Source organism: Micrococcales bacterium (assembly GCA_016703125.1).
Taxonomy (GTDB): Bacteria; Actinomycetota; Actinomycetes; order S36-B12; family UBA10799; genus JADKAV01.
Genome location: JADJCR010000001.1, coordinates 13111 through 28796 on the forward strand (window position 1 = coordinate 13111; position 15686 = coordinate 28796).

General features: G+C 70.2%; 14 protein-coding genes. 9 read left to right on the forward strand and 5 right to left on the reverse strand.

Going from position 1 to position 15686, the window contains the following annotated elements:
- Positions 1-18 precede the first annotated feature (18 nt).
- The gene (locus tag IPG68_00100; GenBank protein ID MBK6761770.1) at positions 19-1203 is read left to right on the forward strand and encodes a cytochrome P450; all 1185 of its coding nucleotides are present in this window, start codon (positions 19-21) and stop codon (positions 1201-1203) included.
- On the opposite strand, the gene IPG68_00105 is transcribed toward IPG68_00100, so the two are convergent.
- Positions 1190-4276 carry a PAS domain S-box protein gene (locus tag IPG68_00105; protein MBK6761771.1) on the reverse strand — a complete coding sequence of 1029 codons (3087 nt, stop codon included), beginning with the start codon at positions 4274-4276 and terminating at the stop codon, positions 1190-1192. The two genes, IPG68_00100 and IPG68_00105, sit on opposite strands and share 14 nt — an antisense overlap.
- Before the next feature lie 200 nt (positions 4277-4476).
- On the opposite strand from IPG68_00105, the gene IPG68_00110 reads away from it, so the two are divergent.
- On the forward strand, positions 4477-5580 hold the full coding sequence (locus IPG68_00110; protein MBK6761772.1) for an AI-2E family transporter: 1104 nt from the start codon (positions 4477-4479) through the stop codon (positions 5578-5580).
- Between the two features lie 661 nt (positions 5581-6241).
- Here IPG68_00110 and IPG68_00115 read toward each other — a convergent pair.
- Positions 6242-7003 (reverse strand): histidinol-phosphatase, encoded by a 762-nt coding sequence (locus tag IPG68_00115; protein MBK6761773.1) that lies wholly within the window; start codon positions 7001-7003, stop codon positions 6242-6244.
- Positions 7004-7312: 309 nt separating this feature from the next.
- Here IPG68_00115 and IPG68_00120 point away from each other — a divergent pair, with 309 nt between their 5' ends.
- Complete coding sequence (locus IPG68_00120; GenBank protein ID MBK6761774.1) at positions 7313-7753, forward strand: hypothetical protein; 441 nt, start codon at positions 7313-7315, stop codon at positions 7751-7753.
- 2 nt (positions 7754-7755) lie between these two features.
- Here IPG68_00120 and rsgA read toward each other — a convergent pair whose 3' ends face one another.
- Positions 7756-8742 (reverse strand): ribosome small subunit-dependent GTPase A, encoded by a 987-nt coding sequence (gene rsgA / locus IPG68_00125; protein MBK6761775.1) that lies wholly within the window; start codon positions 8740-8742, stop codon positions 7756-7758.
- A complete protein-coding gene (gene aroA, locus IPG68_00130; GenBank protein MBK6761776.1) occupies positions 8739-9995 on the reverse strand; it encodes a 3-phosphoshikimate 1-carboxyvinyltransferase in 1257 nt (418 codons plus the stop codon). The genes rsgA and aroA overlap by 4 nt, the downstream gene beginning before the upstream one ends.
- A 53-nt stretch (positions 9996-10048) precedes the next feature.
- Here aroA and IPG68_00135 point away from each other — a divergent pair, with 53 nt between their 5' ends.
- The 5 genes from IPG68_00135 to IPG68_00155 all read left to right on the forward strand — a co-directional run bounded on the left by IPG68_00135 (position 10049) and on the right by IPG68_00155 (position 13991).
- The gene (locus IPG68_00135) at positions 10049-11338 is read left to right on the forward strand and encodes a DUF1298 domain-containing protein (protein ID MBK6761777.1); all 1290 of its coding nucleotides are present in this window, start codon (positions 10049-10051) and stop codon (positions 11336-11338) included.
- A 12-nt stretch (positions 11339-11350) separates the two neighbouring features.
- Entirely contained in the window at positions 11351-12028 is a 678-nt protein-coding gene (locus tag IPG68_00140) for an SOS response-associated peptidase (protein MBK6761778.1), read from the forward strand.
- Positions 12025-12591, forward strand: a complete 567-nt coding sequence (locus tag IPG68_00145; GenBank protein ID MBK6761779.1) for a hydrolase — start codon at positions 12025-12027, stop codon at positions 12589-12591. The genes IPG68_00140 and IPG68_00145 overlap by 4 nt, the downstream gene beginning before the upstream one ends.
- Positions 12592-13026: 435 nt before the next feature.
- Positions 13027-13725, forward strand: coding sequence for a sigma-70 family RNA polymerase sigma factor (locus IPG68_00150; GenBank protein ID MBK6761780.1), 699 nt, complete (start codon positions 13027-13029; stop codon positions 13723-13725).
- Complete coding sequence (locus IPG68_00155; GenBank protein ID MBK6761781.1) at positions 13722-13991, forward strand: mycothiol system anti-sigma-R factor; 270 nt, start codon at positions 13722-13724, stop codon at positions 13989-13991. The genes IPG68_00150 and IPG68_00155 overlap by 4 nt, the downstream gene beginning before the upstream one ends.
- Before the next feature lie 81 nt (positions 13992-14072).
- On the opposite strand, the gene IPG68_00160 is transcribed toward IPG68_00155, so the two are convergent.
- On the reverse strand, positions 14073-14384 hold the full coding sequence (locus tag IPG68_00160; protein MBK6761782.1) for a hypothetical protein: 312 nt from the start codon (positions 14382-14384) through the stop codon (positions 14073-14075).
- Positions 14385-14570: 186 nt separating this feature from the next.
- Here IPG68_00160 and IPG68_00165 point away from each other — a divergent pair, with 186 nt between their 5' ends.
- On the forward strand, positions 14571-15647 hold the full coding sequence (locus IPG68_00165) for a PilT/PilU family type 4a pilus ATPase (GenBank protein ID MBK6761783.1): 1077 nt from the start codon (positions 14571-14573) through the stop codon (positions 15645-15647).
- Positions 15648-15686: the final 39 nt, after the last annotated feature.

The window sequence follows — 15686 nt, forward strand, 5'->3', positions numbered from 1 at the left end:
ACCTGGCAAGATCGAGGCGTGGAACTGACCGCGCCAGGGCCGCGTGGCCTCGACATGCTGCGGGGCGCACCGTCGATGATCCGGGATCCGCTGGGATTCCTGGGGTCGCAATGGCGCAAGCACGGGGACGTCGTGCAGTTCCCGATCCCCAACCCGCCGACGTACCTGGTCAACCACCCCGACGCGGTGGACCGGGTGCTGCGCGGCAACCACAAGAACTACGGCAAGGACACGCTGCAGTACCGGCGGTTGTCCATGCTCACCGGCTTCGGGTTGCTCACCGCGGACACCGACCTGTGGCGTACGCAGCGGCCCGTGGTGCAGCCGGCCTTCGGCGCCGACCTCGCACCGGCGGTGGACAAAGCGACCCACGCCGCCTGCGCCCGCATCGACTGGGCCGACGGGGTGCGCGACGTCGACGCGGACATCCTGCGCATCACCTTGGAAGTCGTGGGGGAGGTGCTGTTCGGCGCGGACCTCACGGGGACCGCAGCCGACCTCGCCGAAGCCACCCTGTCCGGGCTGGAGGTGGTGGTGAAGAAGTCGAGTCCGCTGAGCGCGCCGCTGTGGATGCCCACCCCGAACAACCGGCAACTGGCCGCGGCGAAGGCGCGGCTGGACCGGGCGGTGCGCGAGCTCACCGCTGCCCCGGCGCCGGAGGGCACGTTGCTGCGACTCCTGCAGGACGGCACCGACCCGCAGACCGTGCGCGACCAGGTCGTGACCTTCCTCGTCGCCGGGCACGAGACCGTGGCCAGCGCGCTGACCTGGAGCCTGTACCTGCTCGCCCAGCACCCGACGGATGCCAGCAGCGCGGACGTGTTCGACGAGGCGCTGCGGCTCTACCCGCCGGCGTGGCTGATCACCCGGCAGGCGCTGGGTCCCGACGAACTGGCCGGCGCGGAGATCCCGGAGAACGCGTTGATCATCACCTCCCCGTACTGGCTGCACCGGCACCCGGCCACCCACGACGAACCCGATGCCTTCCAGCCGGGTCGCCCGATCCCGCGCACCGGCTACGTGCCGTTCGGTGCCGGTCCACGGTTGTGCATCGGTCGGGGCATGTCGCTGGTGGAGGGGCCGATCATCCTCGACCACCTGCGCGAGCGGTACCGGTTCGGCGTGGTGCGCCAGGTGCGGATGAAGCCCGAGGTCACGTTGCGACCAGTCGGTGGGATGCCGCTGCACGTCAGCCGGTCCTGACGACCACCCGATCGCGGCCGGCCTGCTTGGCCTCGTAGAGGGCGGCATCCGCACGTCGCAGCAGACCGTCGGCGTCGTCGTCCGGCCCCGCCAGGACCGCACCCACGGATGCCGTCACGTGCACCCGCTCGCCATTGGGCAAGGCGATTTCTTCCGCCACGGCATCGCGCACCTTCTCCGCGAGGCGGGCGACCTGCTCCAGGTTGTGCACCGCGACGAGGATCACGATGAACTCGTCGCCGCCCATCCGGGCGATGGGGTCGTCCCTTCGCACCGTCGCGCGCAGGCGTTCCCCGACCGTCACGAGGACCTTGTCGCCGGCGGCGTGCCCGTACTGGTCGTTCACCGGCTTGAGCCCGTCCAGGTCCAGCGCCAGCATCCCCACGCCCTTTCCTGTGCGCGGCTTGCGGTGCAGGACGGAATCGAGGTCCTCGGCCAGGCCGCGCCGGTTGTCCAGCAGGGTCAAGGGGTCGTGGGTCGCGGCATGGCGCAGGGCAGCTCGCGCCTCGCGGGCCTGCGTGACGTCGATGAACTGCGCGACGAAGGAGATGGGCCGACCGTGCTGCTCCCGGAGGGCGGCCAGTGAGCTCTCCACCCACACCGTGGAACCACCGGCATGCTGCAGGCGGATCTCCTCGCGCGACGATGGCGTCTGTCCGGAGATCAGGACCTCATGCATACCCTGCACCTTCGGCCAGTCATCGGCATGCACCACATCGCGCAGCCCGTGCCCCAGCAACCACTCGCGCTCCCGGCCGATGATCGTGGCCAGGGACTGGTTGACCTCCACGAAGTCGCCCTCCAGGTCGACCACGGCCATGCCGCTGGGAGCGGAATCCATCGCCAAGCGGAACTGCTCCTCGCTGCGGGCCAGGGCCTCGACCGCGCGCACTTCGACGTCGATGTTGCGCATGCCCACGATCTGGCTGACCAGCTCCCCGTCCGGGTCGAAGACGCGGGTCGCGATCACAGAGAACCAGCGGTAGTCACCGTCGGCGCAGCGCACGCGCAACGTCGTGCGAGCCGGGATGTTCGGCTCGAGGTCATGGGCGAAATCGCGGTACGGCTCGATGTCGTCGGGGTGGATGAACTCCTTCGGATCCCTGCCGAGGATCTCGTGGCTGGCGTAGCCCACGACCTCCCGGATGCTCGGCGAGGCCCACGTCATGTGATCCTCGGCGTCCATGCGCAGGACCACGTCGGCGGCATGCTCGGCGATCTCCCGGAACTCCGCCTCCCGCTGCGCGAGCAGTCGGCGGGTTGCCACCTCGTCGCCGATGTCGCGTGCCGTCGCCACCCGTCCGGAAGCGCGGCCGTCCGGACCGAGGAACGGGCTGGAGACGACGGCGAACCACTTGTGCGTCCCGTCCGCGGTGATCAGCCGGACCTCGATGTGAGATGTTGACCCGGCGTCCGTGCTGGTGGTCGCGTGCAGTGCCGTCTCGAGGTCATGCGGGTGCACCAGTTCGAGCAGGGGAAGGCCCACAACATCCTCGGGGGGCATCCCCGTCGCGTGCTCCAGCGACCGGGATGCCCACGTGATGATGCCCGCCTCGTCGGAGCGCAACACGACGTCCGACACGGAGTCGGCCAGCAGGCGGTAGTGCTCCTCGGACACTGCCAGTTGTTGCTGCATGCGGATCTGCTCGGTGACGTCGATAATCTGGACGAGCAGCCTGTCGACCTCGCCCGCGTCGCCGCGGATCGCGCTGACCGTCACGTCGCCGGAGACGACGGTGGCGTCGGCGCGCTTGAAATGGCGAATGCCCCGCCAGGCGTCCAGACGCCCGGAGAGTATCTCCGCGAGAGTCTGGCGGTCCTCCTGGAGTTCGGCCGGATCAGCCACTTCCGGCCAGGACAGCACCGTGAGTTCATCCTCGGAACGGGCCAGGAACTCGCACAGGGCCTGGTTGGCGACCATGATCCAGCCGCCGGTGGTGATCAGGCACATCCCGACGGCGGAATCGCGCATCGCCGAACGGAACAGGGTCTCGCTGGCGCTCAGCGCCGCCTGCGCCTCATGGCGCCCTTGGACGTCACGCAGCACCCCGACCCCGGTGGGGATGCCGTGTTCGTCCACCCCGAAGACCGCGCTGGCCTCGACCCAGCGGTAGTCCCCGCTGTCGGTGCGCAGCCGCAACTCGAGGTTGACCGGGGTCCCGGGGGCGGCCTTGTGGCGCACCACCTCGGCGGGCCCGGTGTCGTCGGGGTGGATGTAGGCCAACTCGCCGAGTCCCACGCGGCCGACGAGGTCCTCCGGCCGCCAGCCCAGGAGAGTTGTGACGTTGGGGGAGACCCACGTGAGCCGCCCCCGCTCGTCGACCTGGTAGACCACGTCGAGGCTGTTCTCCACGAGCACCTGGAACCTGGCCAACGAGGTCCGCAGGTTCTCCTCGGCGACCACCTCGTTGTGCACGTCGCGCAGGGACGTGATGGCGTATTGCACCTGGCCGGTATCCGACCAGACGATGACGATGCTGATGTCCATCCACAGGTAGGCGCCATCGGCGCGGCGCACGCGGGCCCGGTTCCGCAGGCCGGTGGCGTTCTCCGCGAGCGCCTTCGTGAACAGGTCACGCGCGGCTTGGACATCGTCGGGGTGGAGCACGGTACGCGGGGACCCGATCAGGTCGGACGGCTCATGCCCGAGGGTCCGTCTCGACGACGGCGAGGCCCAGACGAGCACCCACTTGGCGTCGTAGACGAGCACCACGTCGGTCGTGTTGTCGGCCAGCAGTCGGTACAGGCGTTGGTCAGGGGCGCTTCCGGACATCTCCCGCACCACGGCCACAAGGTGGGTCATCTTGCCGCCCTCGTCGTCGTACTCGGCGCGGGCTCTGACCTCGACCATGGTCGTGGTGCCGTCGGCTCTGAGCACCGGGTAGCGCGCAGTCCCGGTGGTGCGGCCGTTCACCTCCATCTGGTGCGCGGTCTCGAACACCCGGGAGCGGTCGTCGGGATGGGACATGCGGAACGCCGTGCCGACGACGTCCTCGGGGCGGTAGCCGAAGACGTGGAACAACGAGGGCGAGGCCCAGTCCAGGACGCCGTCTCCGTCGTAGCGGAGAACCACGTCCGGAATGCTGCGGAGGATGTCTTCCTCCGCAGGGGTTATCCCGGTGGGGCTGTCGTGGGTGTGCGGCATGGTGTTCCTGAGGGTAACTCTCGTCCCCGTGACACGGCGGCCGGCGAGCACCGGTCACGCACGGTGACGGGGACGTGCCCGTCTCGCCTCATTGCCCGGCATCGTGGTCCGCATGGCACGATGAGCGGGTGCGACCCGAGGACGAGATCCCGCATGGGCTGCGGGTGGCTGCCGCGTTCAGTTGGCGACTGCTCGTTCTCATGGCACTGGGCTACGTGGCACTGCGCATCCTCGTGTCCATCGAGTTCGTCGCGGTGGCCCTGTTCGTCGCGCTCATCATCGCCGCCCTGGTCGGCCCGCTGGTCAGCATCCTGCATGGCTTCATGCCGCGCGGCCCGGCGGTGGCGGTGGGTCTGATCGCGGTGGTGGCCGGCATCGTCGGGATCTTCGTGTTCATCGGGACGCAGGTGGCCGGACAGTGGGAGGGCCTGGTCATCCAGTTCCGGCAGGGCATCGACGAGATCCTCGCGTGGCTGGAGAACGGCCCGCTTCATCTGACCTCCGACGCGATCACCGAATACGTCAACGCCGCCCGTACGTGGATCACCGAGCACCAGAGCGACCTGGCCAGCACGGCGATCGGCGCCTCCGGGACGATCGTGGAGTTCTTCACCGGCTTCGCGCTGGCGATCTTCGCCGCGGTGTTCTTCCTGCTCGGCGGCCGGGAGATCTGGGCCTGGCTGGTCGGTCTGTTCCCGCAGCGGCAGCGCGGCCGGATCGACGGGGTGGGGCAGGTGGCCTGGGGGTCCTTCGCCGGATACACCCGCGGGATCGTGACCGTCGCGTTCGTCAATGCGGTCCTCGTGCTTATCGGCCTGCTGGTGCTGCGGGTGCCGCTGGCGTTCCCGCTGGCCCTGCTGGTCTTCCTGTTCTCGTTCATCCCGCTGATCGGCGCGCCGATCGCCACCGCCATCGCCGCCATCGTCGCGCTGGCCGCCCGCGGCCCGTGGATCGCCCTGGCGGTCATCGTGCTGATCGTGCTCATCGGCCAGTTCGAGGGTCACGTGCTGCAGCCGCTGGTGATGAGCAAGGCCGTCCACCTGCACCCGTTGGCCGTCGGTGTGGCGGTGGCAGCGGGCACGGTACTGGCAGGCATCGTCGGGGCCGTCATCGCGGTGCCGGTCGTGGCGGTGCTCTACTCCAGCATCCGATTCTGGGTGAATACCGGTTCGCGCGCCGGCTTCACACCGCCACCGAGTGATCCGACCGGCACGGGTGCCGCTCTGCCGTGAAGTCCCCGCGCACGCTGCTGATCGTCGTCGCCTGGATACCAGTGGCGTTGTACGTCGACACGTTCGCGAGCGTGGGACTCCAGTGGCTCCTGGGCGCGCTCACCACGGCGATGCTGATCGCGCTCACCGCGGCGCAACCCGTGCTCGTGCGCTGGCAGGTGGGGATCGTGGTCGTCTTCGCCACAGTTGTCGAACTGATCTTCAGCGGGTGGTTGGGGGTGTACGAGTACCGCCTTGGCGCGGTGCCCGCCTACGTGCCCGCGGGTCACGGCCTGGTCTACCTCGCGGCCTTGGACGCGGGTGCCTGGCCGTGGGCCCGACGGCACGCGCAGGTGGTGGTGCGCGCGACTGTGGTCGTGGTGGTGGTCGTGGCGTTGTACGCGCTCACCGGCTCGCGCCACGACGTGCTGGGCGCCTTCTGGGCGCTGTGCCTGCTGGGCTTCCTGCGCTGGGGACGGGCACCGCTGCTGTTCGTCGGGGCGTTCTGGGTGGTGAGCTGGCTGGAGGTGCTCGGCACCCGGGCCGGGGTGTGGACGTGGCAGGAGTACGAAACGATCCTCGGCTGGGTGCCGATGGGCAACCCACCGTCGGTGGCCGCGGGCGGCTACGGGTGGTTCGATCTTGCGGCGGTGGCGGGGGCGGGCTGGCTGGCGCTGCGGATTCAGCCGTGGGCCAAGCGGCTGCGGACCGCGTCGTGGAGCAGGCCGTTGGTCGTCAGAGCCGACGTGCCGCGCAGTGGGGGTTCCCCGGACCACGCCGTCATCCGGCCGCCTGCCTCGCGCACGACCGGCACCAGGGCGGCCATGTCCCACAGGTTCAGTGACGGCTCGGCGGCGACGTCCACGCAGCCCTCGGCCACCATCACGTGCGACCAGAAGTCGCCGTAGGCACGGCTGCGCCACACCGCATCGACGAGGCCGAGGAACGACTGCCGGTCCCAGCCCTCGTCGTCGGAGTACGACAGCGAGGCATCGGCGAGGTCGCCGACTCCGCTGACCCGGTTGGGAAGTGGGCCGCTGCCGTTCTCCGTGCGCCACGAACCCTCACCGGCGGCGGCCCACCAGCGCCGGCCCAGCGCCGGTGCTGAGACCACCCCGAGGGTCGCGTCGCCGTCCACGGTGAGCGCGATGAGGGTCGCCCAGACCGGGACCCGCCGTACGTAGTTCTTCGTGCCGTCGATGGGGTCGATGACCCACGCCCGCCCGTCGCCCATCGTCCCGCCGTACTCCTCGCCGAGTAGGGCGTCGTCGGGCCGGGCCTGGCCCAGTCGTTCCCGGAGGCGCTGCTCGACCGAGCGATCCGCGTCGGAGACCGGCGTCATGTCCGGCTTCGTGGTCACCTGCAGATCGGCACTGCCGTACCGGGACATGCTCACCTCGTCGGCGAGGTCGGCCAGTTCGAGGGCGAGTTCCAGGTCGGTCATGTCGCCAGCGTAATGACCGACCTGCGCCGCGCCCCGCTGGCTGGCCCCCGCTGGAGGCACGAGGTTGGAGGTCATGCACGAGGTTGGAGGATGCACGTGTGGGTTCTCCAACGGGGTCAACGTTCTCCAACGCGGCGCGGTTCGGGGTCGTGTTCGGCCGGTGCACCCGCGCCCCGGGTATAGGCCGAAGTTCGTTGGGTAACTTAACGAATGCTCGGCGGCCGGCCTGCGATGGCCTGGCGTCGCGGGGGAGTGTCGGAGATGTGGCTGCCGCCGAGCGAAGTCTCACCGGCATGGCAGTCTTGGGCGATGGAGTTCCTGCCTGAAGAAGTTGCCGGCCTGCCGCTTCACCCCCTGGTCGTCCACGCCGCGGTCGTGTTGATCCCGCTGTCTGGACTGCTCGCGGTGCTCATGGTCGCCCTCCCGCGGTTCAGCCAGCGCTTCGGGCCGCTGGTGCTGGTGTTCGCGTGGAGCGCCGCCGGGGCGGCGGTGGTGGCCAAGGAGAGCGGGGAGATGCTCCGGCGCGAACTCGGAGGTGTGCCCCGGACCCATGCGGAGGCCGGTGAGCTGATGCCGTACTTCGCGGCGGGACAGGCGGTCCTGATCACGTTGTTGTGGCTGGCCGACCGGCGCGGTGGACGCGGGGTGTTCGGGGTTCTGATCGCCCTGCTGACGCTGCTCGCAGTCGTGGCCACGGGGTACTGGGCCTACCGGACCGGGGACAGCGGCGCACGCAGCGTCTGGGGGTAGGGCTACTCCCGCATCGAGGCCAGCAGCCTGCGCAGTGACCCCAGCCGGGCTGGGTCGATCCCGTGCTCGGCGGCGTAGGCGTCCAGACCGCATTCGGGCTCGTCGTGGGTGCAGCCGCGCGGGCAGTTCGCGGTGCCAGGTTGAAGATCTGCGAATGCGTGGATCACCCGGTCGGCGTCGACGTGGGCCAGTCCGAACGAACGCAGCCCGGGGGTGTCGATGAGCAGGCCCCCATGGAAGCCGAAACCGTAGGCCGACGTCGACGTGTGCCGGCCGCGGCCGGTGACGGCGTTGACCACGCCGACCGCGCGGTGGGCATCCGGGACCAGGGCGTTGACCAGTGTGGACTTGCCGACGCCCGAGTGACCGACCAGCACGGTGGTGCAGCCGGTCAACGTCTCGATCAGGGGACCGTCGAACACCAGGGTCCGGTCGGCGCGGCGGCGGACCGGGATCACAGGGAAGTCGAGCCCGGGGTAGCGCGCGAGCACGTCGTCGGGGGAGGCGAGATCGGCCTTGGTGAGGATCAGCACCGGGGCGATGCCGGCGTCGAAGGCGGCGACCAGACAGCGGTCGATCAGTCCGTAGCTCGGTGTCGGGTCGGCCAAGGAGGAGACGATGCCCATCTGATCGGCGTTGGCGACGATGACGCGTTCGGTCGGGTCGGTATCGTCAGCCGTCCGGCGCAGTTCGGTGCGGCGCGGCTCCCGGGAGACGACGCGGACGAGGGCGTCGTCGGTGGCCGGCAGGGGGCCGTCGATCCCTACCCGGTCACCGACCACCAGACCCTTGCGGCCGAGGTGGCGGGCCCTGACCGCGAGCACCTCCCGGTCGTCCGCCCAGCACGTGAAACGGCCACGGTCCACTGCGATCACCGTGGCCGGGATGGCTGTGCTGACGTCGGGACGGACCTTGCTGCGTGGGCGGGTACCCCGCGTGGGGCGCACACGAACGTCGTCCTCGTCCCAGTCGCGGTGGTTCCGGCTCACGCGAGCATCGCTTCCCAGGCGCTGACGAAATCCGGCATGGTCTTCGCGGTGGTGCCGGAGTCGGCGACCCGCACCCCGGGCACTCGCAGCCCCAGGATCGCGGCCATGGTCGCCATGCGGTGGTCGGAGTAGGTCGCCACCGTGGCGTCCGTGTGTGCCACCCGGCCGCGTGGGTCGATGCGCAACTCGTCGGCTCCGGCCTCGACGCCGACGCCGAGGCGGGTGAGTTCCGTGGCGATGGCCGCCAGGCGATCCGTCTCGTGTCCCCGCAGATGCCCGATCCCGCGGATCCGGCTGGCCGAGTCCGCGCACGCCGCGAGTGCAGCCACGGTGGGTGTCAGTTCCCCCACAGCGCGCAGGTTCACGTCGAAGCCGTCGTACCGCATGGGGCCCGTGACCGTGAGTCCCTCGTCCAGGCGCACCCGGGCGCCGAGGCCGGTGAGGAAGTCGCGCCAGTAGTCGCCGGCCTGCGTGGTGGCATGCGGCCATTCCTCGACGGTCACCGTCGAACCGGTGACCATGGCGGCGGCCAGGAAGGGCCCGGCGTTGGACAGGTCCGGTTCGATGCGCCAGTCGTGCGCGGCCACCGGGCCCGGGTCGACCTCCCACTCGTCGCCTTCTCCCAGCACCGTGACCCCGGCCTCGGCGAGCATCGCGACGGTCATCTCGACGTGTGGCAGGGAGGGCAGCGGTGGACCCTCATGACGCAGGTGCAGTCCGCGTTGCATCGCTGCGCCGGACAGCAGGAGGCCGCTGACGAACTGGCTTGACGCTGAGGCGTCCAGGGTCACCGCGCCGCCTTGCAGCTCACCGTGGCCGCGAACGGTGAACGGCACCGCATCGCCTTCCACATCCGCGCCGAGATGGCTGAGGGCCTCGAGCATGGGTGCCAGGGGACGCTCACCGGCGCGCTCGTCGCCTGTGAAACGAACGTCTCCGGACACGGTGGCTGCCACCGGCGGCAGGAAGCGCATGACGGTGCCGGCCAGCCCGCAGTCGATCGTCGCCGGACCCTGCAACGAACCCCCGTGGACGACGAGGGTGTCGGCGTCGGCGTCGATCCGCGCGCCCAGCGCCTGCAGCCCGGCGACCATCAGCGCGGTGTCGCGCGCCTGCAACCAGCCGCGCAGGGTGCTGCGGCCGCGGGCCAGGGCGGCCAGGACCAGGGCGCGGTTGGTCATGGACTTCGAACCGGGGATCCGCACCGAGGTGGTGAACGGGTGCTCGCAGTGCGGCGCGGCCCAGGTGTTCACGGGTCCAGCCTAGTGGCGCGTCCGATGCCGCCGGTGGGCCCAGAATGGTGCCCATGGCGTTCGAGCGGGTCGGTCCCGACGACCTCACTATCCTCGCGACGGACAAAGGCCAGGTTCCGATGAACATCGGTGCCGTTCTGGTCTTCGGCTCGGGCTGGGATGCCCTGGTTGCGGGCCAGGAATTGGCTGACCGGCTCGCGGGGATCCGCCGGTTCCGCCAGCGGCTGGTCCGGCCCGGGCTCGCCGCCGGTGCGCCGGTGTGGGTCGACGACCCGGACTTCCGCGCTGCCGATCACCTCGGCGCCACTGATCTGCTGGGTGCGGGTGACCTGCTGAACCGGGCGGCAGATCTGGTCTGTACCAGGCTGCCGATGTCGCGGCCACTGTGGCGGATGCACGTGTTCCAGGGACTGCCCGCGGGCGGGTTCGCTGTCGTGATGGTGGTGCACCACGTGCTGGCCGACGGCATGGGCGGACTGGCGGTGCTCGCCGCCTTGGCAGACGGCGTGCCCACAGCGCCGTGGTCCCCGCAACCCGGGCCGACGACGCGGGAGTTGCGCCGGGACGCCCACCGCCGCCGGATTGCCGCCCTGCGGTCCTCGCCGGCGACACTGCGGACCCTCGGGCAGGGCCTGCGGGAGATGGGCTTCGGGCGGCAGCGGCCCTCGCAGGTGGTGCCGTCCTCGCTCCTGCGCCCCACCAGCCCGCGGCGCACCGTCCGCACGGTGACCGTGCCGCTGGCGCCTGTTGTGGACGCGGCTCACAGGCACGGTGCGACGGTCAACGACGTCGTGCTGGCGGGGGTGGCCGGCACGCTGTTCAGGGTGCTCGCCGGTCGCGGCGAGCACCCGGGGGACGTGGTCATCTCCGTGCCCGTGTCCGCCCGAGCAGCGGGGACCGAACTTGGCAACCAGGTGGGCGCGGTGCCGGTGGCCGTGCCGGACATCGCCGATCCGGTGGCGCGCCTGCAGTGGATCCTGCGTCGGACCCAGCAGGCGAAGTCGGCACAGCGCGGCAGTTCGGCGATGGTCCTGAGTTGGATGTTCCGGTTGCTGGCGACACTGGGGGTGGGGCAGTGGTTCGTGGACCACCAGCGCCTCGTCCACACCTTCGAGACCAACCTGCGCGGTCCGGCCGAGGTGCTGCGCCTCGCTGGTGCGCAGGTCGAGCAGATCGTGCCCATCGCGGTGAACCCGGGGAACGTCGGGCTGTCCTTCGACGTCTTGTCGTATGCCGGGGATCTGACGGTGGCGCTGGTCGCGGACCCGGAGGTCGTGCCCGAGGTCGCGGCCGTGGCGCAGATGCTGGGCGAGGAGTTGGCCACGCTGACCGTGGCGCCGTGATGGGATGGAGGCATGTGCGGCCGGTACGCAGCAGCCAAGGACGTGGCGTCGCTGATGGAGGAGTTCGAGGTGGCCCGGCCGCCTGACGAGACGCTGCCGCCGGACTACAACGTCGCGCCGAGCAAGCAGGTGTACATGGTCGTCGACCGCCCGGCCGACGATGGACTCCAGCGGCAGTTGCGATCGGCGAAGTGGGGCCTCGTACCGTCGTGGGCGAAGGATCCCAAGATCGGCAACCGGATGATCAATGCCCGGATCGAGACCGCCGCGGAGAAGCCCTCGTTCCGCCGGGCGTGGGCCAAACGGCGGTGCCTGCTTCCCGCGGACGGGTACTACGAGTGGTATGCCGGCGAAGGGCCCAAGCAGCCGTTCTTCATCCATCGCACCGACGGCACGTCCCTGGCCATGGCCGGGCTGTTCGAGTTCTGGAAGCACGACGAGGACTGGCTGGTCACGTGTTGCGTGCTGACGACCTCGGCGCCGGACGACCTCGGGCAGATCCACGACCGCATGCCGTTGCTGGTGCCCCGGGAGAACTGGGCGGAATGGCTGGATCCCGAGCACATCCCCGACGCCGGTGTTGTCGTCCCCGCGATGGCCACGGGGCTGGAGGCGTACCCGGTCAGCACCGAGGTGAATAACGTCAGGCACAACGGCGCGCACCTGCTCGAGCCACTGCCCGCGTCATGATCGACACGAGCAAGGGCCCGGCCCGTTTCCTGGAGTTCCCGGCGCGCCGGGCGCGGGCGACGCTGATCCTCGGCCACGGCGCGGGTGGCGGGGGAGTGGCTCCTGACCTGCAGGCGATCGCCGAGGCGTTGCCCGGGCACGGGGTGACGGTCATGTTGCACGAACAGCCGTGGAAGGTGGCGGGCAAGAAGGTGGCGCCCGCCCCCGCCGTGCTGGACGTCGGGTGGGTGGAGTCGCTGGGGCAGATCCGGCCTGCGGGGCGGCTGATCGTGGGCGGGCGTTCGGCCGGGGCGCGGGTGGCCTGCCGTACGGCGGCGACGGTCGGCGCCGACGCCGTGGTGGCTCTGGCGTTCCCGTTGCACCCGCCGGGTCGGCCTGAGCGCAGTCGCGCCGACGAACTGACGGTGGCGGTGCCGTTGCGGATCGTGCAAGGTCAGCGCGACCCGTTCGGCCGTCCCGAGGAGTTCCCGGCGGGGCTGGACCTGGTGGCGGTGCCCGGTGACCACTCGCTGCGGCAGGGGCTGGCGGAGGTTGTGGCCGCCGTGGTGGGGTTCTGCCGCTGAGGGGTGCCGTTCGCCGCGCCGGCCGCGCACTCCAGCTGCAGGCGGGAGAGTTCGGTACATAGGGGAGCGAAAAGGACCGTGCGGATCGCTCCCGCCTGTCCGTTCCTCTCCCGGGTGGAGGGGGCGTGCGTGCCCCGCGCCCTTCAGCTGCAGGCGGGAGAGTTCGGTACACCGGGGAGCGAAAGACCGGCGCGGGGCGACGGCCGCAGTCGCTCCTCGCGCCGCCCTCCAGCTGCAGGCGGGAGAGTCCTCGGGAGCGCGCCTCGCTCGGGGGCGGAGGCTCGCGTACATCGGGGAGCGAAAAAGACCGGTTGGATCGCTCCCGCCTGTCCGTTCCTCTCCCGGGTGGAGGTGGCGCCGGGTGGGGTGGCGCGCGGTGGAGGCGCCGGGTGGAGGCGGGGGGTGGGCCCTCGGTGGGGCAGGCGCCGGGCGGGAATGCCCGGGCCCCGTCCCGGCGTTGACCCGACAGACCCACAACCGGAGGTGGACATGCTCCTACTCGACGACCCGACGCTCGAAGGGGTCGGCGCACTAGGCTCTCGACTGATGGAGGATTCCGGGGACGAGCTCGCGACACGTTTCGAGGCGGAGGTCATTCCGCTGCTCGACACGCTGTACGCCGGTGCGCTGCGCATGGCGCGCAACCCCGACGACGCCAGTGATCTCGTGCAGGAGACCGTGGAGCGCGCGTTCAAGGGGTTCAAGTCCTTCACCCCCGGCACCAACCTGCGGGCGTGGTTGTTCCGCATCATGACCAACGCCTACATCAACACCTACCGCAAGAAGCAGCGGCAGCCGCTGCAGTCCTCCGCCGACGACGTCGAGGACTGGCAGATGCACAAGGCCGCCTCCCACACCTCCGCCGGATTGCGGTCGGCCGAGGTCGAGGCGCTGGACCGGCTGCCCGATTCCGACGTCACCCGTGCCCTGTCATCCATCGGTGAGGACTACCGCCTGGCGGTCTATTACGCCGACGTCGAAGGGTTCTCCTACAAGCAGATCGCCGAGATCATGGGGACGCCGGTGGGCACGGTGATGTCGCGGTTGCACCGCGGGCGCAAGCAGTTGCGCGAACTTCTGGAAGATTACGCCACTGAGCGGGGTCTCGTACCCAGCCAGGGGGAGGGATCATGAACACGTCCGGATGTGCAGACCCGCATGGTTGCGACGACGCCGACCAGCACCTGTACGAGTACCAGCACGGCGAGTTGACGCCGGACCTCTACCGTCGCATCGAGGAGCACCTCGCGACCTGTTCCCATTGCCGGGGACTCTACGAAGAGGAACAGATCATCCACCAGCGGGTGAAGCAGTGCGCCTGTGAGACCGCGCCCGAGCAGTTGCGCGACCGGGTCCTCGCGTTCATCTCGACGTTCCGCACCACCGGCGGTCGGGCTTAGGCGTTCGGGCGCCGGCCGTGGTTGGCCCCGCTGCGCTTACGGTCGCGGCGTTTGCGTGCACGCTTGCTCATGTCGGACTCCTCAAATGTCGAGTCGGCGGTTGAGGGCACTGAGCACCGAGCGGGCCAGAGCCTCCTCCACATCACCTTTTACCAGTGCTGATCCTACGAGAACCTCCGGGCGCCCCGGGTCGCCGGGGAAGGTCACGAGCGTGATCGCCACCTGTCGGCCCGCGATCGTGAGCACCTGGGAGTGGTCGATGGCGGTGCCCTCGGGCAGGAGCGGTCCCAGTGCATCGAGGGTGGCGAGGGTGACGGCCGACGATCGGTCCTCGGCGTGCGCCTGACCGCGGAGCACCCGGTGGTGCAGCGACAGCAGCGCCGTCGCGGTCACGGTCGATCCGGCGTGGTGCACGGAGATCGCGGTGAGTGCCGGACGGGGGGGTGCCGGCGGAGAGGGGCTCCTCGCCGGGGTCGTCGGTCACGCCGTCACCCTAGCGCCCGGGTGGTCGGGTCCTGGTTCGCGCTCAACCTCCCGCGATGTGATGACGAAGAAGACAGGGTGGAGCCGAGCGACCGTCTGGCCATCGAACCGTACCTACGCGCCCTGGTGGACGTCACCGGGTCGGATCTGCACGTTAAGGCGGGCGTCGTACCCCGGATCCGCGTGGACGGCGCGCTGCGTTCGCTGCGCACCAATCCGCTGTCCGGTGCGGACACGGACCGGATGCTGGCGGAGATCCTTCGCCCCGACCTCGTCGATGAGTTCGAGCAGACCGGGGAGGCCGACTTCGCGCTGATGATCGACGGGGTCGGCCGATTCCGCGTGAACGCCTTCCGTCAGCGCGGCGACGTCGGGATGGTGCTGCGGCGGGTGGCCATCGGCGCCCTGCCGTTGTCCGAACTGGGACTGCCCGTTCCGGTCGCGGCGCTGGCCCTGCAGCCGCGGGGGCTGATCCTGGTCACCGGGCCGACGGGGTCGGGGAAGACCACCACGCTGGCAGGCATGGTCGACGAGATCAACCGTCACCGGGATGTGCACGTGGTCACCATCGAGGACCCGATCGAAATCATCCATCACGACAAACGCGCACTGATCAACCAGCGGGAGGTGCGCATCGACACCGCCGACTTCAAGGTCGCCCTGCGCGCCGCCATGCGGCAGGACCCCGACGTCATCCAGATCGGGGAGATGCGCGACCCGGAGACGGTGCACGCGGCGCTCACGGCGGCGGAGACCGGACACCTGGTCCTGTCGACCCTGCACACCGTCGACGCGCAGGAGACGGTCAGCCGCATCATCGACTTCTTCCCGCCGCACGAGCAGCAGCAGATCCGGCTGTCACTGGCCGGGGCACTGCGCGGCATCTTGTGCCAGCGCCTGGTGCCGCGAGCCGACGGCCGGGGGCGTTGCGTGGCGATGGAGATCTGTATCAGTACCGGTCGCGTGGCCGACGCCATCGTGGACAAGAGCAAGACCGGGACCATCACGTCGCTGATCGCCGGCGGCGGGTTCTACGGGATGCAGACCTTCGACCAGCATCTCGTGGCGCTGTACCGCGATCGCGTGATCACCCTTGACGAGGCGATGTCCGCATCCAGCAGCCCGCACGACCTCGAGGTGGAACTGCGGCGGTTGGGCCTGCTGGCCAGCTGATCTACCCGGTGATCGTGCCGTGACGGGAGCACGTGGCCC

Excerpts from the sequence above, each read along its gene's own strand:
- IPG68_00120 (MBK6761774.1), top strand. The coding sequence starts at position 7,313 with ATGGAGTTCCTGCCTGAAGAAGTTGCCGGCCTGCCGCTTCACCCCCTG.
- IPG68_00115 (MBK6761773.1), bottom strand. The coding sequence starts at position 7,003 with ATGACCGACCTGGAACTCGCCCTCGAACTGGCCGACCTCGCCGACGAG.
- IPG68_00145 (MBK6761779.1), top strand. The coding sequence starts at position 12,025 with ATGATCGACACGAGCAAGGGCCCGGCCCGTTTCCTGGAGTTCCCGGCG.
- IPG68_00155 (MBK6761781.1), top strand. The coding sequence starts at position 13,722 with ATGAACACGTCCGGATGTGCAGACCCGCATGGTTGCGACGACGCCGAC.
- IPG68_00140 (MBK6761778.1), top strand. The coding sequence starts at position 11,351 with ATGTGCGGCCGGTACGCAGCAGCCAAGGACGTGGCGTCGCTGATGGAG.
- IPG68_00150 (MBK6761780.1), top strand. The coding sequence starts at position 13,027 with ATGCCCGGGCCCCGTCCCGGCGTTGACCCGACAGACCCACAACCGGAG.
- IPG68_00135 (MBK6761777.1), top strand. The coding sequence starts at position 10,049 with ATGGCGTTCGAGCGGGTCGGTCCCGACGACCTCACTATCCTCGCGACG.